The sequence below is a fragment of the Sorangiineae bacterium MSr11367 genome (genome assembly GCA_037157805.1).
Lineage (GTDB): Bacteria > Myxococcota_A > Polyangia > Polyangiales > Polyangiaceae > Pendulispora > Pendulispora rubella.
Genome location: CP089983.1, coordinates 13237221 through 13263171 on the forward strand (window position 1 = coordinate 13237221; position 25951 = coordinate 13263171).

The 25951-nt window shown below is 62.9% G+C and carries 20 protein-coding genes; 11 read left to right on the forward strand and 9 right to left on the reverse strand.

Translation table 11 applies throughout. The features are described 5' to 3' along the window. Positions 1–2: 2 nt before the first annotated feature. Complete coding sequence (locus LVJ94_51530; GenBank protein ID WXB05318.1) at positions 3–875, reverse strand: C40 family peptidase; 873 nt, start codon at positions 873–875, stop codon at positions 3–5. Between the two features lie 473 nt (positions 876–1348). Here LVJ94_51530 and LVJ94_51535 point away from each other — a divergent pair, with 473 nt between their 5' ends. From LVJ94_51535 to LVJ94_51545, 3 genes are all read left to right on the forward strand, one after another. Then, the gene (locus LVJ94_51535; GenBank protein ID WXB05319.1) at positions 1349–3466 is read left to right on the forward strand and encodes a S8 family serine peptidase; all 2118 of its coding nucleotides are present in this window, start codon (positions 1349–1351) and stop codon (positions 3464–3466) included. A gap of 76 nt (positions 3467–3542) precedes the next feature. After that, positions 3543–5093 (forward strand): tetratricopeptide repeat protein, encoded by a 1551-nt coding sequence (locus LVJ94_51540; protein ID WXB05320.1) that lies wholly within the window; start codon positions 3543–3545, stop codon positions 5091–5093. 232 nt (positions 5094–5325) lie between these two features. After that, positions 5326–6966, forward strand: a complete 1641-nt coding sequence (locus LVJ94_51545) for a hypothetical protein (GenBank protein WXB05321.1) — start codon at positions 5326–5328, stop codon at positions 6964–6966. 22 nt (positions 6967–6988) lie between these two features. Here the strand turns inward: LVJ94_51545 and LVJ94_51550 are convergent, their stop codons facing one another. Next, positions 6989–7315, reverse strand: coding sequence for a hypothetical protein (locus LVJ94_51550; GenBank protein WXB05322.1), 327 nt, complete (start codon positions 7313–7315; stop codon positions 6989–6991). Then, positions 7300–8322, reverse strand: a complete 1023-nt coding sequence (locus LVJ94_51555; protein WXB05323.1) for a hypothetical protein — start codon at positions 8320–8322, stop codon at positions 7300–7302. The genes LVJ94_51550 and LVJ94_51555 overlap by 16 nt, the downstream gene beginning before the upstream one ends. Positions 8323–8594: 272 nt before the next feature. On the opposite strand from LVJ94_51555, the gene LVJ94_51560 reads away from it, so the two are divergent. Next, positions 8595–10085, forward strand: coding sequence for an alpha/beta hydrolase (locus LVJ94_51560; protein ID WXB05324.1), 1491 nt, complete (start codon positions 8595–8597; stop codon positions 10083–10085). Between the two features lie 145 nt (positions 10086–10230). On the opposite strand, the gene LVJ94_51565 is transcribed toward LVJ94_51560, so the two are convergent. Then, positions 10231–11688, reverse strand: coding sequence for a discoidin domain-containing protein (locus LVJ94_51565; GenBank protein ID WXB05325.1), 1458 nt, complete (start codon positions 11686–11688; stop codon positions 10231–10233). Positions 11689–12401: 713 nt separating this feature from the next. Here LVJ94_51565 and LVJ94_51570 point away from each other — a divergent pair. From LVJ94_51570 to LVJ94_51595, 6 genes are all read left to right on the forward strand, one after another. After that, positions 12402–13988: an alpha/beta hydrolase gene (locus LVJ94_51570; GenBank protein ID WXB05326.1), complete on the forward strand. Its 1587-nt coding sequence runs from the start codon at positions 12402–12404 to the stop codon at positions 13986–13988. A gap of 111 nt (positions 13989–14099) precedes the next feature. Then, a complete protein-coding gene (locus LVJ94_51575) occupies positions 14100–14597 on the forward strand; it encodes a hypothetical protein (protein ID WXB05327.1) in 498 nt (165 codons plus the stop codon). A 119-nt stretch (positions 14598–14716) separates the two neighbouring features. After that, positions 14717–15682: a hypothetical protein gene (locus LVJ94_51580; protein ID WXB05328.1), complete on the forward strand. Its 966-nt coding sequence runs from the start codon at positions 14717–14719 to the stop codon at positions 15680–15682. Between the two features lie 92 nt (positions 15683–15774). Continuing rightward, a complete protein-coding gene (locus LVJ94_51585) occupies positions 15775–16338 on the forward strand; it encodes a sigma-70 family RNA polymerase sigma factor (protein WXB05329.1) in 564 nt (187 codons plus the stop codon). Further along, positions 16335–17807, forward strand: a complete 1473-nt coding sequence (locus LVJ94_51590) for a tetratricopeptide repeat protein (protein ID WXB05330.1) — start codon at positions 16335–16337, stop codon at positions 17805–17807. Before LVJ94_51585 ends, LVJ94_51590 begins: the two co-directional genes overlap by 4 nt. A 66-nt stretch (positions 17808–17873) precedes the next feature. Continuing rightward, the gene (locus tag LVJ94_51595) at positions 17874–18968 is read left to right on the forward strand and encodes a beta-lactamase family protein (protein WXB05331.1); all 1095 of its coding nucleotides are present in this window, start codon (positions 17874–17876) and stop codon (positions 18966–18968) included. Positions 18969–19047: 79 nt separating this feature from the next. Here the strand turns inward: LVJ94_51595 and LVJ94_51600 are convergent, their stop codons facing one another. The 3 genes from LVJ94_51600 to LVJ94_51610 all read right to left on the reverse strand — a co-directional run bounded on the left by LVJ94_51600 (position 19048) and on the right by LVJ94_51610 (position 23365). After that, a complete protein-coding gene (locus LVJ94_51600) occupies positions 19048–19998 on the reverse strand; it encodes a M35 family metallo-endopeptidase (protein ID WXB05332.1) in 951 nt (316 codons plus the stop codon). A gap of 495 nt (positions 19999–20493) precedes the next feature. Next, entirely contained in the window at positions 20494–20793 is a 300-nt protein-coding gene (locus LVJ94_51605) for a hypothetical protein (GenBank protein WXB05333.1), read from the reverse strand. Between the two features lie 151 nt (positions 20794–20944). Further along, positions 20945–23365: a hypothetical protein gene (locus tag LVJ94_51610; protein ID WXB05334.1), complete on the reverse strand. Its 2421-nt coding sequence runs from the start codon at positions 23363–23365 to the stop codon at positions 20945–20947. A gap of 249 nt (positions 23366–23614) precedes the next feature. On the opposite strand from LVJ94_51610, the gene LVJ94_51615 reads away from it, so the two are divergent. Continuing rightward, positions 23615–24202, forward strand: coding sequence for a hypothetical protein (locus LVJ94_51615; GenBank protein ID WXB05335.1), 588 nt, complete (start codon positions 23615–23617; stop codon positions 24200–24202). A gap of 109 nt (positions 24203–24311) precedes the next feature. On the opposite strand, the gene LVJ94_51620 is transcribed toward LVJ94_51615, so the two are convergent. Further along, the gene (locus LVJ94_51620) at positions 24312–24719 is read right to left on the reverse strand and encodes a hypothetical protein (GenBank protein WXB05336.1); all 408 of its coding nucleotides are present in this window, start codon (positions 24717–24719) and stop codon (positions 24312–24314) included. A 175-nt stretch (positions 24720–24894) separates the two neighbouring features. Beyond that, entirely contained in the window at positions 24895–25914 is a 1020-nt protein-coding gene (locus tag LVJ94_51625; GenBank protein ID WXB05337.1) for an RNA polymerase subunit sigma-70, read from the reverse strand. Positions 25915–25951: the final 37 nt, after the last annotated feature.

A 25951-nucleotide genomic window follows, 5' to 3' on the forward strand; every position in this document is an offset into this window, starting at 1 on the left:
GATCAGTAGCAGACGAGGCTGCTTCCGCTGTAGTGCGCGCGACCGCTGCAGCATTCGTCTCCGCCCCCCGTGGTCGCTCCGTTCGGACGACACGTGATTTTGTCGTATCGATAAGGCTTGTAGTGGCTTCCGCCATACGACTTGGGGTGCGTGCGGTGCTTCGTGCCGCCGCCGCCTGCTTGCTCGTACACCCAATAGGCCGTGTGCTTCTTGTTCGCCCACTTCTCGAAAATCATGACATGCCCGGCGTCGCCGAGGCTGCCCGTACCCAAGAAACCGATGACGTCGCCCTTCCGCAGGTTCTGCCATCGAATTGGGTGCACGATCTTGCCGGGCGTCCCATAGCCGCCGTTCAGCATGCTGTCGGTGTTGTGGTTGACCCGTCGGTTCTTGCGATCGCGCACGTTCCAGGCCATCGACACATATCCGGAACAATCTTGCCGCCAGCCTTCGAAATAGCTGCCCTGACTATAGGGAACCGGTCCACCATGATAAGCATGTAGCCACTTCTTGCCCCTCGCGATGGCGCTTGCTGGGGTGACCGCCAATGCGTCGACCGAACCGTCGTCGGCCTGCGCCTCGATATCGGATGCTTCCTCCTGCGTCGCGGCGAGATTTTCCTCGGACTGCGTCTCGATATCGGATGAATCCTCCGCCATGGCGGAGGATTCATCGGACTCCACCTCCACGTCGGAAGCGCTGGCCTCCGTGTCATCGGTAGCAACCTCGGACTCCGTTTGCTCCAGGTTTGCATGGATTGGATCGGCGGTCGGCGAATCCTCTGGACTGGCCGCGCAGCCCGACACCACAGTAACCAACAAGGCCAATGCGGTCTTCAGCGATCGCGAAGCATACGACGAAATACATTCGTTCATGATTTCCTCTTACGCGCTATTGTCTTGAGTTGATTCAAGCGACGTTGCGGGACGTCCTTGGACCTGGGATTTGCAAGGAGCAAGCCGAGCGATCCCCACGAAAAAAGCGCACGTGCCGTGGCGGCGGCGTGTCAACCGGTCGTTGACTCGATCCAGGCTTTCCCATACCAGGCACCCGGCCGAGGTCGGTGCTACCCGGCAGAACGCGCCAATGCATGTTGGCATGGGCCATTCGCACTCGCCAAACCAACTGACAGGTCGAAGTATCGCGGTATCCAGCGAAATATTGAACGGAGTCTCAAAACGAGGGCACTACGCTCGCAAAGGAAACTGCATCGGCATTTACGTCCTTGTGTCCTCTCGTCGAGTGACGGTTACGGACACTTCGGTTTTCGTCGATGCGGATTGTGAAGCGTTGCCTTCCCTTGCTTGCCCGTTGCTGAATTGGCACCCCTTGTTCGAAGGAGTCTATCTTGAATACATCCGTTTCCCGTTTTTGCGCGTTTGTCAGCATGACCGCCGCGGGGCTCGTTGCCTATGGCGATTCCGCCATGGCCTCGCCAGGTGGCGGGCTCGGGGAGGAGAAGTCCACGTTTGCGCAATCCGCGATGAGCGCGGGGGCGTGGACCAAGCTCGATTCGTCATTGCGGACGCGCTCTCTCGCCGTACCGAACGTGCAGACGGTCTCCATGTTCGTGCAATCGAGCAATCCGGAAAGCACGCGCAAACTCATTGAGGCGGCCGGAGGGTATGTCGGCACCGTGGCCGGTGACATTTTGACCGCACGCGTCCCGCGCAATGCCGTGAATACCGTTGCCAGCGCCCCTTCCGTGGTTCGCCTCGAAGGCGCAAGGATCGTGCGCTCGAAGCTCGACAAGGCCGCGGCCGCCATCAAGGTCGACAAGGTTCATGCGGGGACGTCGCCGCTTTCCGCTCCTTACAAGGGGGCAGGCGTCGTGGTCGGGGTGCTCGACATCGGGCTCGATTTTCAGCATGCGGCGTTCAAGAAGCCGGATGGCAAGACGCGCGTTCGCGCATTGTGGGACCAAGGGGCCACTGGCACGCCTCCCGCTGGATTCAGCTATGGCTCGGAGTGCACCGCCGCGCAAATCGACGGCGACACCTGCGCGCATCGCTCCACCCAGGATCACGGAACGCACGTAACGGGGATTGCCGCCGGTTCACCCGTTACCGGCGCGCCGTACGTCGGAGTGGCGCCGGAGGCCGATATCGTCTTCGTGAACCTCGGCAACCCGGCCGACACGTCCGACGAAGCTCTATCCACGGCCGTTTGCGATGCGGCGTCCTACATCTTCAAGCTGGCTGCGGCGGCGAACATGCCGGCGGTCATCAACATGAGCATCGGTGAGCACTCGGGCCCTCACGATGGGACCGCGCTCGGCGACAAGTGCCTCGACAACTTGACCGGCCCCGGCAAGATCCTCGTCGCTGCCGCGGGCAACGAGGGCAAAGGCTCCGTTCACGCGACCCAGGAGCTCCCGGTGGTGGTGCATGCGACGGCAACGGCTTCCGAGCAACCCGTCGTGCTCAAATGGCTTCCAGGCAAGGGGGAAGATGGGACCACCAAGGGCGAACTGTACCTCTGGAGCGACAGCAACGTCGCGCTTTCCGTTCGCGTTGGCTTCGCATCCCCATCGGTGGGCACGCCGACGTACTCGGCGCCCATTACCGTAGAGCGTCCCCTCGCGCCGAGCACCCTCTCCAACGGCTCCGTGTCCGTGGGCAATGTGATCGGAGCCGGTGGTTCGATCCCGTCGGGTGCGCGTGGGATCCAAATCGCCGTCCAGGATAGCAACAAGGACGGTTTGGAAGATCATCAGTCGTGGTTTCTCGAAGTTACCGGAAATGGCCGCTTCGATGCCTTCATCGACACCACGAGCGGGGGCGGCTTTCTCGCGACCGACCAAGCTGCAGGGGTAACGACGGATAGCAATATGACCATTGGATTTCCCGCTATCGCGTCGAAAGTCCTCGCGGTGGCATCCTTCGTATCGCGCAATAGCTGGAAGGCGGCCGACGGCTCCGAGCAAGTGCAAAGAACGGCCGGACCGGAATCGCCGCCGGTCACGATTGGGGCGCTCAGTTCGTTTTCCAGCCATGGCCCATCGCGCAACCCCAATGCGGCCATGAAGCCGGATATCGCGGCCCCTGGTGAAATCCTCGCCTCCGCGTTGAACTCGGGCGCGAGCCCGGCGGCGGAACGTGTCGCCAAGAGCGGCCCCAATGGTTTCTTGATGGCCGAGGGGACCAGCATGGCGTCTCCGATGGTGACCGGCGTCGTTGCGCTCATGCTGCAGAAGAATCGCTCCGTCACCGTCGACGACGTTCGCGCCGTTTTCGATCGCACGGCGGTGAAACCCGACGGCGTCACGAGTGTGCCGAATACGTTGTGGGGGCGTGGGAAGGTCGACGCGCTCGCGGCACTTGCCGACAAGGGAAGTCGTGGATCGAGCGACGGGTGCCAGCTGTCGCCAACGGATGAACGCTCGGCCACCTTCGCCGTGTGCGCCAGCGTGATGCTGCTGGGATTTCTTCTGGTGCGGCGTCGCGGTGCGAGGTCCGCGGATTAGAAATACCTAGGAAGATTGGTGGCGCGTATGGCGTACTGCGGACGTGATCGTCACGCGATGCGTCTTAGTTTGGCTCGTGATCGTTTCGTTCTCACTGATCGCGCTCCCGTCGGCCCAGGCCAGTGAGACCATCGAGAGAAAGGTCCTCGACGACCTTCGCGCGGAAAATGCGGACGCCGCGGCCGTCTACCAGCAGGCGGTTGCGGCGCTCGACCACGCGGATACCGACGGGGCGCGCGCCCTCTTTCGGCGCGTCACCGAGCTCGCCCCCAAGAGCGACCACGCCTACCGCCGCCTTTGCCGGCTCGAGCTCGTGTTCCAATTTTGGTATGCCGAGGCCGTCCCCGATTGCCGGCGCGCGCTGGCGCTGCGCGATGCGCCCGAGAATCACCTGATGCTCGCCCGTGCGCTCGTGGCGCCCGAAAATCCGCCGCCGGAGGGCCTCCAAGAGGCCCTCGAGCACGCGACCCAGGCGCTCGCGGCCAAGCCCGAGGATCCGCACGCGCTCAACGCCATGGTTCGCGTGCAGCTGGCGCGCAAAGACGTCGAACGCGCGAAGGCCTACGTTGGCCATCTCGAAGAGGTTGCGCCCCACGATCCGCAGACCCACGGTCTGCTTGCCCGTGTTCGCGTGCTGGATGGCGATACCTCGGGTGCCTCGGAGGCCCTCGAGCAGGCCAAGGAAGATGGACTCCCTGATATCGAAGTATCGTCGATTCGTCGGGCCATCGAAGGAGCATCTCCGGCTTGGCCGTGGCTCGTGCGCTTCGCGTGCCTCGTCGGCGGATGGCTCGCCGGCTTTGCGGCGCTCTTCCTGGTGGGATGGATCTCGAGCCAGGTCATCTTGCGCGTCGCCACCAAGATGCCTTCGTCTTTGCTTCGGGGGTATCACGCGGTGATTTGGCTTTCGAGCGTATACTTCTACGTGTCCTTGCCCATCCTTTTGGGCATCTGCGGATCGGCGGGTGTACTCGTCTACGTCCTGATCGGCGCCGACTCCTGGGAGCTGCTGCTGACCATTGGTTCGGTCATGTTCTTTACGTTGCTGGCGATGGGGAGAGCCATGTTGGTCATGGCCTTTCCGCCACGTGCAGAAGATCCGGGGGAGGGATTGGACTTCGCCACCGAGCCGAAGTTGTATGCACTCCTCGAAGAGGTGGCCCATCGAATGGGGGCCCGTCCCGTAGAACGCGTATTTCTCACGGACGGGACGACATTGGCGATTCTCGATCGAGGTACGGGATGGTTCGGACACGGGGGCCAACGTTGCCTGGTTCTCGGGACCGCGGTCCTGGAGGGCATGACGGTTCGCACGTTCAAGGTGCTGTTGGCCCGCGAGTTCGGGCGTTTCAAGACGGACGATGCGACCGGCGGCTTTGCGCTCACGATGCGACGCTCGCTCGTCACGATGATGGAGGCCATGATCCGACGCGGCGTCGACCGCTGGTATAGCCCAGCGTGGCTGTTCCTTCGAGGATTCGATCGCGTATTCACGAGCATCTCGTTGGGAGCACAGCATCTGCAGGAAGTCATCGCCGAACGGGAGGCCGCGCTGGCATATGGCTCGGCGTCGCTCGAACCCGCCCTGGGGGACGAGAACGAAGTGAGGAGCTTGTTCGTCGGCTAAATACCACCATCGACCACGCATCGAGCGGTTCGTAAGGGTATTCCCTTCACTGGAATACTCGAGAACCCACGAAACGACGGTGAAACAATCCCCCATTGGATGCCGGGCGCCATGTCGTCTCGTTGGTGATGACGAAACGACGACGACGAAGCCGAACCGATTCTCCAATGATGCGTGTACTTGCAAAAAGTCATCGGAATGGACAATCGAGCGGGTATACCTGCGACACCCGATGATACCCGACGAGAATACGAAGTATGGTTCCGGGCCGAGTGGGGTGCACCAACGTGACAAAGTACTCGTCGCCGTTTCCCTCGTGGCCATCGTCTTCTTCATTGCGCAGGTTCTGACGTTTCGATACGGCCGAGACCAAGGTATTTTCGTCATGGTGGCCGACGCGATCCTGCACGGTCGCATGCCCTACCGTGACGCCTGGGATTTCAAACCACCGGGCATCTTTCTGTTTTTCACCCTGGCCCGGCTCGTGTTCGGCTCCAATCCGATTGGAATTCGCGCCGTGGAGGTCGTGGGGCTCGGCGTATCTGCCTATTGGATGGTAAAGCTCGCGCACCATTGGTGGAACGATGTGCGCATTGGGTATGTCGCCGCGGCTTTGACCATGATGGTCCACGCGCAGCTCGATTTCTGGCATACCGCGCAGCCCGAATCCTTCGGCGGCATGCTCACCATTGGGGCGCTGTGGTTGTGGGCAAGGGCCGAGCGCCGATCGCTTCGCGAGCGCTACCTCGCGATCTTCGTGGGCGGCGCGATGTTTGGATTTGCAGGGCTCTTGAAACCACCGCTGATCGCAGGGAGCGCCGTGTTCTCCCTGGCGCTCTCGTACGATGCATGGTCGGTTCATCGGTCGGATCCTCCATTTCAAATCGCACGGCGCGCGATGAAGCCCGTCATCCTCGTATGGGTGGGAACTGTCGTTCCGCTCGTCGTGTGCGCCGCGTGGTTCTTCGTGCGAGGCGCATTGAGCGATCTGTGGGAGGTTCTTTTCCTGTTCACGCCGCACTACACGGCCCTCGGCTGGCGCGGACAACCCCCGATGGACATGGTCTACAAGGCCGTGCTGGACGCGTTCGTCGGCTACTCGAGTTCATTCGCCGTGGGCATCGTCTTGCTCCTGGCCGTGCCTTCTTCGCGCGCCTACCGTGGCCTATTCATGGTGCTCGGCTTGATTGGCTTTCACGTCTTGGGGATTGCGTTGCAGGCCAAGTTCTTCCCCTATCATTATGGCGCAACGTTCCCCTTGGTCGCGCTCTTGGCCGCCATTGGCTACGTCAAGCTATGGGATTCGATCCCGACTCGGAAACCCCTGGTGATGGCCGCGTACTTCGGTGCCTTCTGCGCGATCACGTCCATCTCGTCGGCCACGGTGGACACGCGCACCACCTTCTTCGCGCGCACCGCGAAGCGCATGGAGTGGATATTCAACGGCTTCCGCGATACCGAGAACGCCGACCGGCTCTCGTCGGTGGTCGACGTGAACGCGCTGGCCAACCGGGCGGTGGCCCAGTACGTGAGAGAGCACACGCCTGCAACGTGCTCGATGTTCGTATGGGGGTTCGAGCCGGTGATTTACGACCTTGCCCAACGACAGCCGGCCTCCCGGTACATCTACAATTTGGGCCAACGAATTCCTCGCACGCGGGACGCATTGCGCGCCGTGATGATGCAGGAATTGGAGCACAACGAGCCCTGCGCCTTGCTGGTGGAGCACACCGATGTGTTCCCGTTGGTGTCGGGAACGAAGGTCGACTCCGCGGCCGAGTTGGCAAATTTCACCGAGCTCTCTCGATTCTTGAGCGAGCATTATGCCCTCGACCGGACGATCGAAGATTTCGACGTCTATCTGCGGCGCTGACGGAAACGGCCTTCGAGCGCCTTTAGCGCTCGAGGTACTCTTCGACTTGGGCCAATTCTTTGAGGGTGGCGATTGGCTTACCAGTCTGCAGGTCGAAGACCGACGCATCCTTGCTCCACATCAACTTGACGAGAGCATGGAGAGCGGCGACCGCTTCGGGGCCGATTCGGCTCGATGGAATGGCGATACCCAACCCGTCGAGCTCGAATTTGACACGATGGTTCGCTCCGACCTCCGACGAGGAGGCGCCCGCAGGAATGGGAAAGAGCTCCAGAGGATTGTATTGCGTGGCGGCTTCCGCCAGCTCGAACAAGTCGAGGTCACCCTCGGCCATCAGGTTGTAGGACATCCTCGTGTTCCTTCACTCGTGAATCGAACCTGTACGTTTTCACCAAGCCGTGCCCTCAGCGCAAGACGCTTGTCGACCGTGAGCAACTGACCGTGGTCATTGTAGTAAACGAGCTGTGAGCTACCGTGCGGCAGGTGCGGTGCATGGTGCCTAATACGTGCACGAAGAAAGCGAAGGGTACGTTCGAAATTCTCGTCCGACTCAAGGTTATGATTCACCGCGTGAACGGCGAGCGCCTGCTCCTTCACGTACATATCGGGCGTGATGGGGCCCCAATCGAGGGAGTGAGGATCCCAGGCGTCGAGCTCGGATGGGCGGGAACCAAAATGCAGCGATTCGCCCAGGCGCTGAGCGGCGCCACCGATGATCTCATACGGTTGGGCGAGGACAGAGGCCGAGTCTTTTCCGCGCTTACTCGCCTCGACGACGATGGCGTCGAGGCGCTGACGACCGCGACGCACGTAGGCATCCGTCACGATGGCATATCCGAGGGCGCCCTCGGCCCTCTCGCGCACGAGGCGACGACCAAGGTAGGCCGCCTTGTCGCCGCGGTCGGTGACGATGGCGATGCATTCTGTCGCGCCTCGCTGCCCGACGATGAGCACGAACGGAAGCATCTCTTCCCCGGACGCGAGGTGGTCGAAAGCCAATGCGAGCGCGCGTTCGAAAAGATCGTTCATGGGATCGCGTTCTCCGAAATGATTAATTTCGATATGAGTGGACTCGAAATCGACGCTCCGGCTGTGTCGAAAACGTCGCTGTTTGCGGAGTCGAGCGCTCTTATTCTGCAGTAAATCGAGGCTGAGAACCGAGCCAGGCATTCTACGCAACCGCCGAATCCTTTCTTCCCCCACGAAGCTCCCATATTGCGTTTCGGTTCGGCCTTCGGGTGTTGAGCGAGTTCTGCCCAACCAGGGTGAGGTGGATGGGCGGATATTGCTCAATGGGAAATAGGCCTTCCTTTCGTACCGCAGGATGGCGCGCCACGCCCTGCTTTCGCCGCGCATCGTGGTATGCGGGGCGAGGTCATGGTGGATCGCCGGAGCACCCGCTTCATGGAGCAAAAATCCGCTTTGCGCGGGATTTCAACGCCCTTGCGTTGAATGCTTCCTCTTGGCGGGGAGGGCATGTCCGCTGCAAAGGTCCTTGCGTTTCTCTCGAGGGCGGCATGGCCGCAAGGAGCTTTTCCTTGAAAACCCATACTCGCATATTCGCTTTGACGTCTTTGGCCACGACAGCCCTGCTGTCGGGATGTGTTGCTGCGGACCGTGATATCCAAATGGACGAGCATCCGGTCACCGTTCGTTCGGGCGCATCTCGTCCCGCATCGGACATCGCGTGGGCACCATGCGGTACAATCGGGGGAGAGTGCGCGACGATTCGGGTCCCGGTGGATTGGGCGCACCTCGAGGGCGAGACGTTCGAACTCGCGATCGGCCGCTTGCCCGCCCTCGAACCCGAGAATCGCATTGGCACGCTGTTTCTCAATCCGGGCGGCCCCGGTGACTCGGGAATCGACGCTTTCATTCTAAGGGACGACCGTCTTTCGGACGGCGCCTTGCGGAAGCGATTCGATCTGGTGAGCTGGGATCCACGTGGCGTAAAACGCAGTCAGGCCGTCGTGTGCAGCACGGAAGTGATGAACGAGTTTCCGTGGTCCTATCCGAAGACGCAGGCCGAGTATGACGAATTGGTCGCATACAACCGCAAGCTCGGAGAAGACTGCCGTGCACGCAGCGGCCCCGTGTTCGATCACGTCGACACCTTGAGCACGGTCCGCGATATGGATGCCATCCGCGCGTCCCTGGGGGAGGAGAAGCTCTCCTACTATGGCGGATCTTATGGAACGCAGATTGGCCAACAATACGCCGAGGAGTTCCCCAAGCGGATCCGCGCGATGGTCCTCGATTCCAATGTCGATCACAGCCTGACGTCGTACTTCGAGCATCTACGGAGGCATACGGAGGCTTTCGAAAAGTCGTTCCTTGCATTCGCCGAGTGGTGCGAGCACGCGCCCGTGTGCAAACTCTACGGAAGGGACGTCGTCGCGGTATGGGACCGTTTGTACCAAAAGGCCCTTGCGGGGACATTGATCGATCCGACGACCGGAAGGCGCGTCGGCGTGGTCGGGCTGCGGGGGAACATGTACGCCGGCATGTACAATCTCAGGGGCCGATCGCTCCTGTTTGCCGACCGTCTCTGGCGTCTCGATGCCGGTACGCCGGGGATGCCTCCTCCCCCGCCGCCCGAAGAAGGCGAGGTTACCGCTTACGGGTACCAAACCGTCGTTTGCCAGGATTGGAAGTTTCCCACACACAGCTTCCGTGAGCTCGATGCTTATCGTCGTGTCCTCGAGGCCATGTACCCCCACTCCGGGCTGACGTTCCTCTGGGGCGACGGCCCTGGCTGCTACGGTTTTCCGGTGAAGGTCAACAATCCGCAGCACCGCCTATCGGCTCCGGACGCTCCGCCCATTCTGATGCTCACCGCACGCCATGACAGTTCCGCACCCCACGATGGGAATCTCGCGGTGCATCGGCAGCTCGAGACCTCCGTGCTGCTCCAGCAAGATGGAATCGGCCACATCCAGTATGGTCGCCCCTGCGTCACCGAGTATGTCGATCGGTATTTGACCACACTCGTCATGCCGCCAAAGAACACGCACTGCGCCGCGGACTGGCCGAGCGCACCGCTCGACACGCCCGGAGACGCTCTCTTGCTGCCATCCACCCGCGCGCCCGCTCAAGATTGGATTCCGGAACTCCCATGAAAAAAGCCCCGCGGGTGGCCGGAGGACCCCTTCCTGAGTCGCCCCATTTCGGATCGAAGCTTGGCCGCAGTGTGGTAGTGCCCATCGTTGGAGGCATCGCGGTAGTGTGTCTCGCCGCGATGCTCTTCACGAAATAGGACATTCGTTATGGCTGTGCAGCGAAGATATCGACCTCGGTGAGACTGTTCCACGCGTTCACGTCGTTGCCGTGACCGACATAGCGAATGAATCGCGCGTTGACGTCGGGGAAGTCGTAGTTCTCTTGCGCCGTGGAGGCGCCGCTGCTCCGGCCACTCCAAATCGTTTGCCAGTTGGTACCATCGCTCGAGGCCTGAAGATCGAAGGCCGCGCGGCGGCTGTCGCCTTTGTACACGGCGATGGCTACCTCGCGGACGACGAAGGTCGTACCGAGATCGTACGCGATCCATTGGCCGTCGCCGCTCGCCGACCATCGTGTGGCCACATCGTTGTCGACGGTGTTCGCGGGTGCATTGCCGTCGTCGGCGCTCGCGCTTACGCCGGAGGCCGCGGGCGTGACCTCGACGCGACCGCCGCCCCCTCCGCCGCCATCGCCTCCGCCACCCCCGCCGGCATCACCCCCGCCGCCCCCTCCTCCTCCGCAATCGGTGAGCGGAATGTTGGCGACGCCCGACGTGGCATTGGTGACGACGTTGTCCGTACAGACTACGTTGCCGGCGCTGGTATTGCCATCTTTCGCGATCTTGAAGCCAAATCCAGCGGCACCGACGTTGGCTGTATTGCCGCTGAAAACATTGTCGCGACCCCACCCGGCGACCTGGATGTGGGTCTGAAATCCGTCCAGCAATGCACTCGTGCCTCGGTTGCCCGTGATGCGGTAGCCGTTGCCCTTGGCGTCGATCCAACTGTCGGCGAAGTTTTCCCCGCTCATACCGGTCCCGTTGAAGACATTGTCGCGGACCTCGCCGCCCGTGGTGCCCTCCTTGAGATCGAGGCATTCGGCTCGAACGTTGGGACCGAGCCGGTTCCCGATCGCCTTGTTACGGTCGCTGCGGTCGGGCTGCCCGTCGGGCCAGTTGCTGACGGCCTGTCCGAAGTAAATTCCCTCGCCGAAGCCGGGTTCGCGCAATCCCGTATCGCTGATTTCCGAATTCTGAACGACATTGTCGCTGCTGTTGTCTCGAAAATGGATGGCTTCGTCGCCTATCTGATGTACCCGCACCCCATCGACGATCGTGTGGTGGGCGCCGAGAGCCATGATCCCCTTCTGACCATTGGTCACCGTGAAGCCGACCAACTTCCAGTAGTCGGCTTGAAGCTGCACGGCCCGGCCGTTGGATGTCCCTTGCCCATCGATCACCGCGGCGCGGGAGCCGGAGAGCACGATGGGGGCACTCTCCGTTCCGCTTCGAGTGATGGTGAAATGGCCTGCATAGGTACCATTGGCCATCCGAATTTCGTCACCCGGCATCGCATTCTGCAATGCCGCGGTGAGCTGACTCGCCGTACTGACGTCAATGATTCTCGCCGCCGGTGCGCTCCCGGATTCGGCCACTCCCGTGATCGCGGAAAGGACGCCTACGAGTCCGAACGAAATGATGGAACGAAAACGTCGAATGTACATGTTTTTGACTCCTCGAATGTCTAGCGACGCCGATGGGTGAGTTTGGAAAGAGTCTTGCCGAATTAAATGGTTCCAATTGACACCGGTGTCAATGGCGCAAAGACAAATCATGGACGCGACCGTGGTTTGCCCATTGTCGTGAGCTTCAGGCACGTCACCATTGGCGATCGAAGCTGCGCATGAGTCGACATGACCGCGGAGACAATCCGCACCGAAGTGGGGGCGGGTAAGCGTCATCAATCAATGTCGACGAGTGTTTCTTTCACCTATTGGGGTGGTCCCTATCGCGCAACGCACTCAAGAAGGCTCGCACGAGCGACGCAAGACGCTCGGGTTGGTCATAGGGGATCCCATCGGCGTCGCTCGTTCTCAAGGATATGCAAGGACGGGATCGCATGGTCATCTAGGTGAACGCCGACGGCTCTCCGGTCATCCAGTTCTTGGATGCCGCGGGCTCCGTCGTGAGCCAGCTCCCGCCGTCGATTCCATGAGCCGGCATCCTCGCAGCGGACGAAGAACGCTTTCATCGCGCATCATGGTATGCGGGGCGAGGTCATGGTGGATCGCCGGCGGACCGGCTTCACGCTGCGCAAATCTGCTTCGCGTGTGATGGAACGCGCTCGTTGTGTTGAATGTTTCCCGTTTCGTCGGCATGCCCACTGCAAAGCTCTTTGGCATCTCTCGATGGCGGCATGGCCGCAAGGAGCTTTGCCTTGAAAACCAACACTCCCATATTGTCTTTGGCATCGTTGGCCACGATGGTCTTGCTGTCGGCATGCGTGGCCGCGGACGGTGGCGCCGCAGGTGGCGACGAAGCACGGCTTGCCGTCCGCGGGGATGTTCGTTCGGCGCTACGCCCGGCATCGGACATTGCGTGGACGCCGTGCGGCACGATCGGGGGAGAGTGCGCGACGATTCGGGTCCCGGTGGATTGGGCGCACCCCCAGGGTGAGACGTTCGAACTCGCGATCGGCCGCTTGCTTGCCCTCGACCCCGAGAACCGTATTGGTACGCTGTTTCTCAACCCGGGCGGCCCCGGTGGATCGGGAATCGACAGCTTCATTCTAAATAACAAGATTTTTGCGAACAGCGCCTTGCGAAAGCGATTCGACCTCGTGAGCTGGGATCCACGCGGCGTGGGTCGCAGCCAGGCCATCGTATGCAGTACGGAATTGGTAAAGCAGGTTCCGTGGTCCTATCCGAGGACGCAAGCCGAGTATGACGAATTGGTCGCACTCAACCGCAAGCTCGGAGAGGATTGTCGCGCACGCAGCGGCCCCGTGTTCGACCATGTCGACACCTTGAGCACCGTCCGCGACATGGATGCCATTCGCGCGGGGTTGGGGGAGGAGCAGCTCTCCTACTACGGCGTATCGTATGGAACGCAAATTGGCCAGCAGTACGCCGAGGAGTTTCCCGAGCGTATCCGCGCGATGGTTCTCGATTCGAATATCGACCACAGCATCACGTCGGACTTCCGGTATCTGCAGACGAACACGAACGATTTGGAAACCTCTTTCCGTGCATTCGCGGATTGGTGCGAACGCGCGCCCGCGTGCAAACTCTACGGAAGGGATGTCGTTTCGGTATGGGACAGTTTGTACCAAAAGGCCCTTGCGGGCACATTGATCAACCCGACGACCGGAGAGCTCGTCAGCGTAGAAGGACTGCGGGGGGTCCTGCACAACGGCATGTACAATCTTGGCGGCCGATTGCTCAAGGCGGCCGAGCGTCTCTGGAGCCTCGATACCGGCACGCCGGGTACGCTACCGTCCCCACCGCCGCTACCGCCTGAAGAGGAGGCGGTTACCCCCTACGCGTACCAAACCATCCTTTGCCAGGATTGGAAGTTTCCCACACGCAGCTTCCGTGAGCTCGATGCCTATCGTCATGCGCTCGAGGTCATGTACCCCCACGCGCAGATGACGCTCCTCTGGGGCGACATCCCTGGCTGCTACGGGTTTCCGGTGAAGGCCAATAATCCGCAGCGTCGCCTCTCGGCCCCGGATGCACCGCCCATTCTGATGCTCACCGCACGCCACGACATCGCTACACCCTACGATTGGAACATTACGGCGCATCGGCAGCTCGAGACCTCCGTACTGCTCCACCACGATGGCATCGGCCACCGCCAGTACGGTCGCCCCTGCGTCACCGAGCACGTAGAGCAATATTTGACCACACTCGTCACACCGCCAAGGAACACGCACTGCGCGGCGGATTGGGGCAGCGCGGCCTTCGACGCGTCGGTGGACGATCTTTCGTTGCCGTCCATCCGCTCACCGCGCTTTCGAGATTGATGCGCGCGGAGCTGAAACGGCCGCATGTCGGACTGGACGGGAGTGCGAGGAAACGCCTTGACGGCGATACCACTTGACCGACGCCGGTGACGGTGCTCGAAAATGGGCGGGATGATCTCGCAGCCGCCGGGAGATGAAACGCCCATCGATGCCGTGAAGACTCCTGCCGAGCTTCTCGCGATTGAGGAGCCTTGGCAATTCGCAGGCGCCGTCATCTGCAATGTGCACATAAAATATCAGAGGTACGGCTGGGAAGCTCTGACCGCGTTCGAGCGTCTCGTTTGGCACGGAAGCGATTGTGCCTTTCGGGAAGCTCAGTGGATGCTGCTCGAGGAGGCGCTGGACGGAGAAGAGCGGTGCACCGATCTCGTCGCCGTTCTTGACGAGATCGGCGCACACCATGCGGCGGAGGCCCTCCGCCAAACGTTTGCTCTTTACGCCGCCATCCCACCTGAGCAAGCCGCGACAGCGTGCACGCAGGGGGATTGGATCGAGCTTGCGGGCGAGAGCAAGCTCGAAGCCGTCCGCGCGACCCTCGTCGACGACGAGGTGGATGGATGCCTCCGCGCGTACATCAATCACCATCGCGATAGGCTACGGCCCGACTAGAACACATGGGCGGCCCCGGGAGACCATTGCGCTACCATGGTGGGATGGTACGCCGCTGGGTACTTGCCGCGGTCATTCTCGCGTTCGGATCGAGGGATGCCCATGCCGGGGAGCCTCGCGTGCTCGTACGTTTCACGCCGCAGGTCGCACGGTCCGATGCGGCGCGGCTCGTCTCGGCCATCCGCGCGCAACTCCGCGGAATGGCCGCGATCGAACTCGATCCGGGGGCATTATCGCTGGCGTGTATCGTCGACGTCGACCGCACCGAGTCGGGCATCGTCCTTCGCTTCATCGACGGTATGGGCGGCGATGCCGGTGCGCCACGCCTGGTCACGCGAGGTGGTGAGATAGGCGCAAGCGAAGGGGCGGCGATGGTTCGCGCGTTCGTGACTGCGGCGGTGGAGAAGGAGAACGAAGCGGAGAATCCGGCTCCCGGCGCGCTCGCACCTACGCCGCACCCAGAGCCATCGGACGCGCCACCTTTCGCTCCACCGCCGGCGTGCGCCTCCGAGTTCACGGACCGAGCACCGCGTGCCGAACGAGCAGGCGCGCCCGCCCGGTCGCGCCATCCGTGGCGCGGGAGGCTCGCGGCCTTCTACACGGGCGCGACGTACGCAGCGGAGCTCCCTTGGCACAGTGGAGCGCGACTCGAAGGTTCATACTCCTTCGTTCCAGGTTGGTATGGCGGAGTGACGTATGCCTATCATCCCAACGTCGAGATGCCGACCGAGGCAGCATCGGTGCGGGTCACCCGAAGTGCGGGGGCCGTCTTCGCGGGCGTCGAGAGCAACGGGCTCGTAGGGGCGTTTGGCGCGGATGCCTCGGCGGGGATCGAACACGTCACGCGCGCGTCGAGCGTATTGAAGGGGGGCGGGGCCCGGATCGTTCCGCTTTTTGCGATGCGGCTGCACGGCCGGTGGCGCCTTCCATACGGGCGTGGCGCGGCCATCGACGTTGCTCCCACGATCGAGCTCGCGCTGGGGCAGGAGGCTCTCTTCGTCGAGAGCAAAGATACCGCCACGCGCAGCGTCCCGGCGGTGGCGCGCTTTCGATTGGACGTGGGGGTCACATTCGATTTGTTTTGAAGCGCCTCCATTTTCTTCCGCCCGAATCGGGCCTTGGGATCCACGTACGCCTCATGGAGAGATTCGCCCGAGATCCGTAGATGGATCGCGCCATGGCCGATGAGGAGGCAGACGCGCGGCTTGCTCGCCAAGCGGCAACCGATGCGACGGCGCGCGACGCCATCGCGCGTCGGCTCGGTGCGCGCGTTCGCAGGCTTTGCAGGTCGCTCATTCCGAACGCGGACGATTCCGACGATGCCGCGCAGCTGGCATTGCTCGACATCGTGCAATCGGCACCCGGGTTTCGCGGAGAGTGCACCCTCGAAGCCTGGGCCGATCGGATCGCGGTCCGCACCGCCATCCGCGTTGCGCGCCAAAGGCGGCTTGCTTCCGTGCGATCCCAGGGCGCGATCGAGCCTGACGATCTCACGGCACCGGGGCCGTCGAACAAGGGGGCCGACGGCATCCCGCGGTCGATCTTGGCGTACCTCGACGAGCTGCCCGAGGCGCGTCGCACCGTGCTCGTGCTTCATCATGTGATGGGTTGCACCGTACAGGAGATCGCGGAGGTGACGGCCGTGTCCGTGAATACCGTGAAGGATCGGTTGCTCGCGGCGCGCGAACAGGTGCGGCGAATGGTGCGCCGCGATCTCGCGACGTTCCGGAGGGCGCCATGAACGCCGACGCGTGCGTGCGCTGGATCGAGCTCTCCGACCGAGAAGCCGTGGGCGATCCGCTGAGTGCCGACGAGAAGGCCTTCGTGCGCGAACATGTCGCGTCCTGCCTCGAATGCCGTGCCGAGGCCGAGGTCTGGGAGAAGATGCCGTCGCTCCTCGACGAGCCCGTTGCGGCGCATCGCCGTGCGCGCCGGCCCTGGCTCACCGGGGCACGCACTCTGGGGTTGTCCGTCGCGGCGGCGGCCATCGCGGCTTGTTTCGTAGCCTGGCGCGCCCACGATGAGCAGGGCGCACCTGTCGTGGCGGCGGTGCCGAAGGATGCCACGGCGATCGTGGTGGTTGCGGGTGGTGGTGCCGTCGAGATCGATGGCCAGCCCGGTGCCGTTGGGCAAAAGCTCGAACGCGGGGCCGTGATGGTCGCCCGCGAAGGTTCCGCGTGCATCGTCGTTCCGCCGACGGTGCGCGCCTGCGTGGTTCGGGGCACGGTGCTTCGCCTGGCCGATCTAGGAGCGCACGCCCGCCTCGAGCTGCTCGGCGGAAAGGTGGCCGTCGAGCTCGATCCTTTGCCGGCGGGCCGCAGTTTCGGCATCTCGACGCGGGCGGGTTCGGCGATTGCCGTGGGGACTGCGTTCTCGGTCGAGATGCCTCCCGACGATGCTCCGGTGATCACGCGCGTCCTTCAGGGGCAGGTCCTGGTCCGCGCATCGAACGGTGCCGAGCAACGTGTCGCGGCGCACGAAAAGACCTCGATGCGGGATGCCACGCCTTCGGCCCTGCCTCCTCTCGACGAAGAGCTCGATCGGGCGCTGCTCGTCGCTCCGCGGTACGGCGGGGACATGGAACGCGTGCACGTCGACAGCGACGTGCCCGAGGCGACCGTCCGCATCGACGAGCGCGTCGTCGGCGTCGCGCCGATCGAGCTGCTTCTCACCCGAGGCGAGCATTCGGTGGCCATCGCAACACCTTCTCACGGCACGATGCGCGAGACGTTGCACGTTGGGACCGAGCCGGTCCTTCGACGCTTCGCGCTCGCGCCAGCTCCCGCCCCATTCTCGGATGCCGCGGTGCACGTCGAGCATGCGGCGAACGCCAAGAGTGCCGCCGAACTGCTCGCCGCGGCAAGGGTGCGAAGGGACCGCGGTGATCTGCCTGCCGCGATGGGCGCCTATCGCGAGCTGTTCGATCGACATGGCGGCAGCGCGGAAGCCCACACCGCGCTCGTGCCGTGGGGTGAGCTGCAGCTTTCGCCGCTCTCCGATCCGCGCGAGGCCCTTTCTGCCTTCGATCGCTACTTGGTGCGGGGCGGGCCGCTCGAGCAAGAGGCGAGCTTCGGACGCATCCGAGCCTTGCGCGCGCTCGGGCGTACGGCGGACGAGCGCGCAGCGATCGAAGCATTCCTCCGGCGGTTTCCCGACGGTTCTCTCACATCGTCCCTTCGCAAGCGGCTCGAGTCCATGGCGGAGCGTTGACGATGTCTCCCGGGGATTGAATTTGCTTCCACCCGATTTTCCGCCGTGGCCCCCCATACCCGCAATATGCGCGCTTATCTCATTTTGCTCGTCGGTACCTGCTTTGGCATGGCCTGCTCGTCGCAGCCGAGTGCTCAACATCACCCGCCCGATGCCGCCGTTCATGACGCATCGGCAGACTCCTTCCGCGAGGAGCTCGAGGGCCGCATGAGCGCGGCGGTTGCGAAAGGGTTCTCGGGAACGGTGTTGATCACCGCCTTCGGGAATCGGATTCTTGCCAAGGGCTATGGCTTGGCCGATCGGGCGAAAAATGTCCCCAACGCGGTCGATACGGCGTACGACTTCGGCTCGGTGCTGAAGGAGTTGACCGCGGCCGCCATTTTCAAGCTTGCAGGGGAGGGGAAGCTGGCAGTGACCGATTCGCTCGCGACGTTCTTCCCGAACGTGTCGGCGGACAAAGCAAAGATTACCGTTCTGCAGGTCGTCCTGCATCGTGCCGGATTCGACGAATACCACGATACGGAGGGTGACTTCGAACCCATCACCCGGCTCGAGGCCCGCCGGCGGATCCTTGCACAGCCTCTGAAATTCGAACCGGGCACGCAAAAGGCATATTCCAACTCCGGATACACGCTGCTCGCCGATATCATCGAGACGGTATCGGGGCGAGCGTATTCGGATGGCATCCGCGAGCAGCTCCTCGAGCCGGCCCATATGCAACAGAGCGGCTTTTACGGCGATCCCTTGTGGAAAAGCATCGCCACCGCCATTGGATACGGCGCGGAGACCTTCGGAGGCAATGATCCCGCCGAATGGCCCTACAGCTGGGCCCTCGTCGGCAACGGCGGGCTCGTGACCACCGTCACCGATCTCGAACGCTGGCTCACGGCCACCTGGGGCGGGGGCGTCCTTTCTCCCGCCGCATTCGACGCCTATCGGACGCAGTACCTCTCGACGGGCGCCTACGATTACCAAGGCAAGGTAGTTTACGGTGCCGGCGGGGGAGGCGACTACGGTCTTGGCGGCATCGTATGGGATTGCCCCGAAGCCAATACGCGCGTCATCCTTGGAACGAACACCCTCGATCCCGAGCGATTCCAGCACGAAGCCTTTGCGCGCGAGCTCATCGAATGGCTTCTATCCCACGGGCCCCACCCGTGATCGATCTTGCGGTATGAAACGAGGACCTTGCGCGGGGCGCCCCGCTCGACACGCTATCGAGCAGGGCCCCTTTGGCGGCTTAGTTTAGCCAAGGGTTGTTCTCGGCGAAGTACTCGTGGCTGTCCGCGTTGTTGGTCGTCTGATTGGGATGGTTCTGGGCGAGGTTCCTGCAAGCGGTTTGGCCGTAGGCCTGGTCCCGGGTCCCGCCATTGGCGTTGAAGTGGCTCGCCTCATGGACGATCGTCCCGCTCTTCGAGTCGGTTCCGTTCATCGGTGCCTTCCAGAATGCAGGGCACAAGTATATCTGGCCGAATCTATCTGGGTATACGTACGCGTAGACGTTATCTTGTGTACAGGTGGTGCAATCGTAGGCAAACCTGCTTAGGCTGTTGCCGTTGATCTTGTTGAAATGATCCCGTGCCGTGGTGTGCCGCGTCGTTTGAAAGGCACCGAACCACGTGGTGTAGCGCGGTGATCCCGCCGTGTGCGAGTTCAAATAGGCGAGCGCATTGTGCGCGAGCGCGTGGGCATTCTGCGCGGCCCTATTGATGTCGCTCTGCTGCGATGCGCTGCACCCCACGAAATTCGCCCCAGGGGCCGGGGCCTCGCGCTGAGAGAGGCGCCCTTCGATGGAGAGGTGGACTTCGTTCGACACGAGGGAATCCACGCCGGATGCATACTGCACGACGTAGTTGCCCGTTTCTCGAACATCGTACGCCTCGGCCAAGTCGACCCTGCGCTCGAGGCTTTCGCCGGGCGCGAGCACGACATAGTCTTCAGCGCGCGGAGCCGCGCGCTTGTAGATTCGGCCGATGTAATCCACCGGCATGCCGTTGCGGGTTACGACGAACAGCGGGGCGTCGATGCCATCCACGGGGGTCTCCCACCTGAGAAGGCGCACGGCATGGTTTGCGCCATTGGTCAACGTGACGGTGAGCGACAACCCATCTTGCTTCGCGAAGAACGACTTGCTCGTCGTCAATTTGACCGACACCTGACTCGAATCGGCAACGAGGTCATCGGTTGCCATAGCAACTGAATCGTCGGTGTCCGACGCTTCGGATGCGCATCCTGCGAAGCTTAGAAGGACTGGAGCTACAGTGGCACACCTAACCCACAGGATGAGCTGATGTCGAAATGTATGCTTCATTCGATTTCCCCCTATTCTGCATTCAGATGAAGCCGCGCTCACGCTTTCGAGCTTCCGAAACCGGTTGTGGTCTCGAATGGCGCGCTGTCTCTCGGACACCAGCCCACCGCGATGATCAGGTGTCCCCGTTCGACGTTCGCAGGTGCATCCGACGCACCACACCATTCACAAGTACCGCGAGCGAGGGAAATGCCAGAGATCGATAATGTGAATTCGCGCATGAACGATTCGAATCGACCGGGCGAGGAGGCGTGGGCTGGTCGAGGGTAGCGCGTTCGACCATTTCGATGCTGTGACGCGCGCTCGCAGCCGTGTGACATACTTGGTCGATGAAGCCGTCAGCAAACTTCTGAGAGAGACGGAGAGCCCGTTGCTCTACGGCCAGACTTGTCGAGCGACGGCGGCGGCGGCGGCCTGGTAGGGCAAGAGCGGGCGGTCTTCGACGATGACCTCCAGCGGCCACTTCTCATGCAGGGTCACCCACAGCCGCGAGCTCAGGCCCGAGTAAATCGGTAGTTCGTCCTTGGCATCGGTCGGTTGCAGTACGTATAGCCATGTCGCTCCGTCGCGGGCCCCGTCCAGGGGCTCCCTCCACGCTCGGCACAGCCGACGGCCGCCATGACGTTGGGCCTCCGCGGAAAGCACGCGGTCCGCGCAGAGCGGGGCCGGGGCCATCAGGCTGTTTGCGCTGAAACGGTATGTCAGGGGCGGTACGGAGTCGATGAGCGGCGCACCGAATCGAGCATGTCGTCCGATAGCCGGCCCGCGAACCGCGCGCACAAGTCGGCGACTGTGCGGCGGAATTCCTGCGTGTCACCCGATATTTTCATTTGAAACGGAGAAGCTCTCGCCCGTGGCGTTCGGTGTCCGCCGCAAGAAAGGCCGCATCTCCCATGGTGCCGAGCCATCGCAGCCGCGGTGAGCCCTCGGGAAGCAACTCCCCGAGGGCTCGGGTGCCGGCCGGTGTACCGTCGCTCACCCATGGTTCGCCGGAGATCTTGTCCCCGGGCTGAATGAAGGTGCTATCCGGTGCAAAATACAACCGATCGCCATGGACATAGAGCGCTTCGGCGCGGTTGGCCACGCGGGTGGGGGAATTCGAATTACCGAATACCACCTGGAGTCCCGCGTTGAACGTGTCGATGGCGACACCGTCGCGAAAGGGCACGATGGCCTCGACGTCCGATGCGATTTGCACCGCGGATTCACCCTCGACGCGGTAGACAATCTTGCGGGCAAGAACGAAGGCACGATGGGGCGCTGCCACGTGCACGTAGGTGACGTCGCTCACGGAAGGAACCTGCGTGGTGCCCGCCGGCGTGCCGTCGCTGACGAAGAGGCGCTCGCCGCCAAAAACGAAAGAGCCGCCCGCTTCACCGGCCGCCCGCACCTTTCCACTTCCAAGTGTCGCGAGGACTTGCCCGGTCGCATCGGCTTTCTGAAGCCCATTCGACGTCGGCAGGTAGAGGGCGCCGTCGCGCACCAACCATCGCGCGCCTTCGGTGACGCGCGGGAGATTTCCCTGCTTGGATGCGCCCGTGGCCGTACCATCCGTCGCCAGGACCGACTCGTTGGCATCGGCGAAGAAGATGCGATTCCCGACGGCGACCATGGGCAAATCGAAGGTTCCGCCGCTCGGATCGCAGGCGAAGTCCTCGAGGTATTGCACGGTGGCCATGCTCGCGGGGTCGTCGCGCCACGCCGCGAGCTCGCACCCCGAGCGCTCCTTCGATTGCCGCAGGATGAAATACCGATCTCCCAGTTTGACGGGCGGGCCCACCAATGTGGTTTCCGAAACGCGGCGCGTTCCACCTTGCGTCCCATCGGTGAACCATGTTTGTGGATACCGGGACGAGTACGAACCGTTGGCCGCAAAGACGGCACCGCCTCCTTCCAAAGGATAGAAGCCACCGGGATTCGAAGACGCCGTGCGATCTTCGACCGGAATGACGCTCAATTTGCCATCGGCGAACTTCATGGCGCACGCCGTGGGCCAAGAGCCCTCGTCCTCGCAGCTGAAAAAGAGCCAATCCGCGGCAATGACCCGCCGCGGCGGAGTGGAGAAGCTTTCCGGAGGATAGACGGCCGGGCCGAGCGTCTGCATCGTCCCGAGTGCACGCGTACCCGCCGGCGTACCGTCACTTCGCCAAATTCGTCCCTTGTTGCGTTCCCCATCCCAGAAAAACGCGGCACCTGCCCCCGTGGCCCACCCTTGAAGTTGGTCGTATGGGCCATTGTCGACGGTTGCAATCTTGGTCGCCGTCGCTGGCGTGCCCTCGATGACCCACACGTCCTTCTCTTGAAGAAGAAGGACACGCGATTCGGTGACGGGTACGAGCTCCGTGCTCGAATGTGGCGTTGGAGCCCCCGCGATCGACGTCACCGCGAGGGTCGCTGGATCGACGGTATACAATTTTCCGTCGAAGTGAACGATGACGGAGTTTCCGAGCCGCACCTGGCCGCCTGCCGGATTGGGGCTGTTGTCGAGTTGCTTGGGAATGGCATCCACCTTTCGGGTGCCCTCGGTCGTTCCGTCGGTCACCCACACCGTCCGACCGTCACTATCGGGATGCGCCGTCAATAGAATGCGATTCCCCACGGCGACCGCGCCCCGCACACCCGCGCCGGACAGAGGCAAGGTCGTCGTGCCCGCGTTCGTTCCGTCGGTCCGCACCGTCTGGCTCTGGGTTCGAAGCAACGCGTAGTTGCCTGTCGAGACGACGTCGGCGTCGAGCGGCGTCGAGCCGGCCATCGACACCGGGGCGATCGAGCTCTGGGCCGTATCGGTGCACCACAGGGAGGGGGATGCGTTGGCCCAGACGCAAACTCGATCTCCCGCGTCGAAGGTCTGCGCGATATCGACATAGCTCGTGATATTCGGATTGCCCGTGGGAAGCGCGCCGAGTGAGCGAGTGCCTGCCGGCGTGCCATCGCTACGGTAGAAGGCCCATGTCGTCCCGTCGTAGGCCGCAAAGTAGAGCGCGTTCCCGTGCGCAAAGAGCGCACTGGGCCAAGAGCTTTGGGTTCCCGACGCGAGATCGACGGCCAGCTTGGTGCCCGCCGGAGTTCCGTCCGTCACCCACAGCTCGACGCCATGGTCATGATTGGAACCGGCGAAATAGACCTTGCCCTGCAGCGTGGCCCCCCATGGAAGACTGCGCGCCGACAAATGGACGGACGTGGCCTTGCGCGGATTCACGTCGAGCACGTCGAATCCTACCGCCGGCTGCAGCGATCCCCCGTCCAACGGGCCCCCGTCCTCTCCTGCGTCCCCGGAAGGACCTCCGCCTCCCACCCCGTCGCTACCTCCACACCGAACGAACAGCACGACCAACCCGCCCGCGAGGGCTGCTCGAGCCAGATACCTTCCAAAGGATTCCATCCACGATCTCCGTGAGTCCCGGCCGCGTTTGGGCGAGTATATCTCGGGTTGGACGTTCACGATCCGAATGGCTTCAATGGATCTCGACGGGGTGGTTCGTATAAGAGGGATAGCATGTGGATCAATGACGACGTTCTGGCGCGCGACGCCCTACGGTGTCTCGGGGTGGTCCTTCTTGGTGCCATGTCGATTTCATGCGGCTCGGAATCCTCCGCAGGCAGAAACGCCGAGCCCGGGCCCGGAAGCACGAACCCATGCTCCTACACCATCTCGGGCGACACGACCGGCACCGTCGACCTGAACGCCCACCTCGCCGTCAAACGCTCACCTCTGGGCGAGCTCACACTATCCGTACTTTGCATGCGCGATCCGCCCGGCTCCCAGCAAGGTGGCCTGTCGCCGGGGTTCGACTTCGAACGTTTCGGCGAGCTTCGCGAGTTCGTCGTTGACAAAGACCATTCCGACGCCCGTTTCATCGTCGGCAATCCCTCGGGCTCCGTCGTCTTTTGGGCGGAGGGCGGCGACAAAATGATTGGAAGGTGTGCCGCCAGCACCACCAATGCCCCGGCGGTACCGAAAGTCGGTGACCGTATCGATATTTCGTTCCACTGCGAGGGGCTGGTGACGACCATCCTTGGGAAAACCTATACGGCGGATCTCCAAAATGGGGTCATCAGGGGCAATCTAGAGTCGGTGGAATAGGTCCGCGCCTGGTCGAACTCGATTCGCCGGGGCTCTGCGAGCGCAAGCAAGGGTTCGTCACGTGAACAAAGCTAGGGGCGGTATGTGTTGACCGCCCCTGCCTGTCTCGTTAGCAGCCCGTTCCACACCTCAATGAGCCGTCGCAATTCACAATGTCGGACTCGCACCACCCGGACCATTCCTGCTGGCCGCCCAGGCTGCCGTCTCGACGGCGGCAATGCTCGGCGGCGGCACGGATGAACGCCCGGCCGGTGCTGTCCTTCTTCCAGGACTTCCCGTCGGGGCACGTGCTCCAGAAGGAGGGCCAATCCACCACTTGAACGTCGACCTCCGACGAGCTCTGCTCCGTCCCGTCGGCGAGTACCTCACGGGTTACACCATCCGATTGCAGGCTTGCCTGGATGGTCTGGGCTTTGGACGACGTCCCGTCGTCGTTCGTCGTTTCCGTCGCACATCCCGCCAAAACGACAGAAAGTCCTACCGCTCCGACCAGACTGCCGAATGCCTTGAGTTTCATTGATTCTCCCGTCAATTCGATGATTGGAATTAAGCGATCATGCTTCGTGCTTTGGCACGGTGATGAGCTGACCCGCTTCTTTTGCTACTACGCATCTATACGAAGGTCCGGAGGCCCAACTTCGAGGAGGGGGTCCTTTTCCGGCCTCTCCGCGGCGACGCTCATTCGGCCAGGGTCAACTGGCCTCGAGCACCGCGGGGAAACCCCACTGCGCGAACAGCTCGGGCAGCACGAACACCGTGAACTCGGAGATGCGCGCGTCGTCGTCGAGGGTAAGCACCGTGAGGCACATCGCGATGTAGCGGCCATCGGATGCGCGCACGTAGGCCATCGCGGCGGGCTGGCCATTCATCGTGCTGCGCACGAAGCGGTAGCGGCCCGGGCGCGGTGGCCCGTCCCAGGTGCCCGGCGAGTGATGCACCGCGATCACCGCATCCCGGCCGTCGAGCCAGTATGGCCACGGTGGCATGTTCATGATCGCATCCTCCGTCAGCATCGCGACGAAGCCGTCGAAGTTGCCGGTCTCCCACGCGCGCACGTAGCGATCGACGACCTCGGCTTGGCGCCGCGCCAGGTCGGGGCTCGGCTCGCGGCTGTGCGGCCTCGCGATCGTCGAGCGCGCCCGCTGTAGGGCGCTGTTGACCGCGGCCTCGGTGGTCTCGAGGATCGCGGCGACCTCTGCCACGTTCCAGTCGAGGACGTCGTGCAGGATCAGCGCGGCGCGTTGGCGCGCGGGCAGTCCCTGGACGATGCGTACGAGCGCGAGGCGGATACTCTGGCGCAGTCGGACGGCGTCCTGGGGGCTGCGCGCGAGCGGCAGATACGCGTCGGGATACGGCTCGAGCCACAGGATGTCGGTGCGCGCGTCGTCCAACGGTGGTCCAGGCTCGACGGGCGGTCCGACGTCTTGCGGCAGCACGCGGCGCGTCCGCGCCTTCAGCATATCGAGGCACGTGTTCGTCACGATGCGGTACATCCACGCGCGAAAGCTCGCGCGTGGCTCATAGCCGCCGAGCCCGCGCCACGCCTTGAGCCGCGCCTCCTGCAGGGCGTCATCGGCATCGTGGAAGCCGCCGAGCATGCGGTAGGCATACGCGTGCAGCTCGCGGCCGAGGGGCTCGACCAGGCCACGAAAAGCAGCTTCGTCACCGCCTCGGGCAGCGGCGAGCAGCGTGTCGATTTTTTCTTCGCTCATGACCGATGAGTGCCGCGGGCGGCTGTCGTTTCATCGC

Bases quoted from the DNA above. Each gene is read 5' to 3' on its own strand.
- LVJ94_51595 (WXB05331.1), top strand. From the start codon at position 17,874: ATGCGCGCTTATCTCATTTTGCTCGTCGGTACCTGCTTTGGCATGGCC.
- LVJ94_51555 (WXB05323.1), bottom strand. From the start codon at position 8,322: ATGCGCGGCGAAAGCAGGGCGTGGCGCGCCATCCTGCGGTACGAAAGG.
- LVJ94_51565 (WXB05325.1), bottom strand. From the start codon at position 11,688: ATGTACATTCGACGTTTTCGTTCCATCATTTCGTTCGGACTCGTAGGC.
- LVJ94_51530 (WXB05318.1), bottom strand. From the start codon at position 875: ATGAACGAATGTATTTCGTCGTATGCTTCGCGATCGCTGAAGACCGCA.
- LVJ94_51625 (WXB05337.1), bottom strand. From the start codon at position 25,914: ATGAGCGAAGAAAAAATCGACACGCTGCTCGCCGCTGCCCGAGGCGGT.
- LVJ94_51615 (WXB05335.1), top strand. From the start codon at position 23,615: ATGTGGATCAATGACGACGTTCTGGCGCGCGACGCCCTACGGTGTCTC.
- LVJ94_51560 (WXB05324.1), top strand. From the start codon at position 8,595: ATGGACGAGCATCCGGTCACCGTTCGTTCGGGCGCATCTCGTCCCGCA.
- LVJ94_51550 (WXB05322.1), bottom strand. From the start codon at position 7,315: ATGTCCTACAACCTGATGGCCGAGGGTGACCTCGACTTGTTCGAGCTG.
- LVJ94_51620 (WXB05336.1), bottom strand. From the start codon at position 24,719: ATGAAACTCAAGGCATTCGGCAGTCTGGTCGGAGCGGTAGGACTTTCT.
- LVJ94_51575 (WXB05327.1), top strand. From the start codon at position 14,100: ATGATCTCGCAGCCGCCGGGAGATGAAACGCCCATCGATGCCGTGAAG.
- LVJ94_51605 (WXB05333.1), bottom strand. From the start codon at position 20,793: ATGGCCCCGGCCCCGCTCTGCGCGGACCGCGTGCTTTCCGCGGAGGCC.
- LVJ94_51545 (WXB05321.1), top strand. From the start codon at position 5,326: ATGATACCCGACGAGAATACGAAGTATGGTTCCGGGCCGAGTGGGGTG.
- LVJ94_51600 (WXB05332.1), bottom strand. From the start codon at position 19,998: ATGGCAACCGATGACCTCGTTGCCGATTCGAGTCAGGTGTCGGTCAAA.
- LVJ94_51590 (WXB05330.1), top strand. From the start codon at position 16,335: ATGAACGCCGACGCGTGCGTGCGCTGGATCGAGCTCTCCGACCGAGAA.
- LVJ94_51585 (WXB05329.1), top strand. From the start codon at position 15,775: ATGGCCGATGAGGAGGCAGACGCGCGGCTTGCTCGCCAAGCGGCAACC.